Raw genomic sequence first — 1330 nt, forward strand, 5'->3', positions numbered from 1 at the left:
TATTGGCGGGCGTTCTGCCAAGCCGCCTCGACATGCCCCAGGCCTTGCAGGCCGACATGCAGGCGCGCCGAATTCATCATCACGAACATCGCCGCCAAACCGCGATTGGCGTCGCCGATCAGCCAGCCTTGGGCGCCGTCGAACACCAGCGAGCACGTGGCGCTGCCCTTGATGCCCATCTTGTGTTCAATGCCGTCGCAATGCACACCGTTGGCCTGGCCATCGTCCAGCAGCTTGGGCACCAGGAACAGTGAAATGCCGCGACTGCCCGGCAGCGCATCGGGCAGGCGCGCCAGCACCAGGTGCAGGATATTGGCCGTGAGGTCGTGCTCGCCACCGGAGATAAACAGCTTGCTGCCCTGCAGGCGATAGCTGCCGTCGCCCTCAGGGGTCGCGCGACACCGCAGCAGCCCGACATCGCTGCCGGCCTGGGGCTCGGTCAGGCACATGGTGGGTAAGGCATGCCCGCTGACGATCTCGGGCAAGTAGCGCGCCTGCAACCAGGGCGCGGCGTGGGTCTTGAGGCAGAGGTAGGCGCCGTGGGCGATCCCGGTGTACATGGCCCACGCATGGTTGCTGGCGTAGAGCATCTCTTGCAGCGCCGCGTCGAGCAGTTGCGGCAACCCTTGGCCGCCCTGCCCTTCGGCGCACGCCAAGGCCGGCCAGCCACCGTCGACATAGGCGCGATAGGCCTCGGCGAAACCATCTGGCGTGCTGACCTGGCCGGCGTTCCAGCGACAGCCTTGACGATCGCCGCTGCCGTTCAGAGGCGCCAGCACCCGCTGACTGAAGCGCGCCGCTTCCTCCAATACCTGAACGGCGAGTGACATGTCCAACGTCTCGAACGCCGAACATTGGCTCCACGCCTGGGGGGCTTGCAGCCAATGTTCAAGCACAAATTGCATATCGCGCAGCGGCGCCTGATAGCTCCACATGGCAAACCTCATCGAATAAAAAAGGAGTTACACCGTTGAACGCTCAACCGCGATAGGCCGGGTTCTCGATCAACAACGCCATGCCCTGCCCACCGCCGACACACGCAGCGGCAATCCCGTAGCGCAGGTTGTGCTGGCGTAATTGCCGGGACAGCGTCATGACCAAGCGCAGGCCGGTGGCGGCCAGCGGATGCCCCATCGCCAGCGAACCGCCCTGGACGTTGAGCCGGGCACTGTCCAGTTGCAGTTCCTGGGCCACCGCCAATACCTGGGCCGCCTGCGCTTCGTTGATCTCGAAACGACCGATCTCATCCAGGCTCAACCCGCTGCGCTGCAGCAGCAGACGGATCGCCGGTGCCGGGCCGATCCCCATGAACTCCGGCGCCACACCGACC

At 65.3% G+C, this 1330-nt stretch carries 1 protein-coding gene and 1 pseudogene; both read right to left on the bottom strand.

Annotation, left to right across the window (positions count from 1 at the left end):
- Positions 1–935 (bottom strand): acyl-CoA dehydrogenase family protein (locus L9Z73_RS30670; RefSeq protein ID WP_247408711.1); only part of this gene is annotated, 935 nt, incomplete at its 3' end.
- 43 nt (positions 936–978) lie between these two features.
- Positions 979–1330, bottom strand: a pseudogene (locus L9Z73_RS30675) (acetyl-CoA C-acyltransferase); the annotation flags it as partial.

Origin of the sequence: Pseudomonas emilianonis (genome assembly GCF_023072625.1) — a bacterium.
GTDB lineage: Bacteria > Pseudomonadota > Gammaproteobacteria > Pseudomonadales > Pseudomonadaceae > Aquipseudomonas > Aquipseudomonas paraveronii.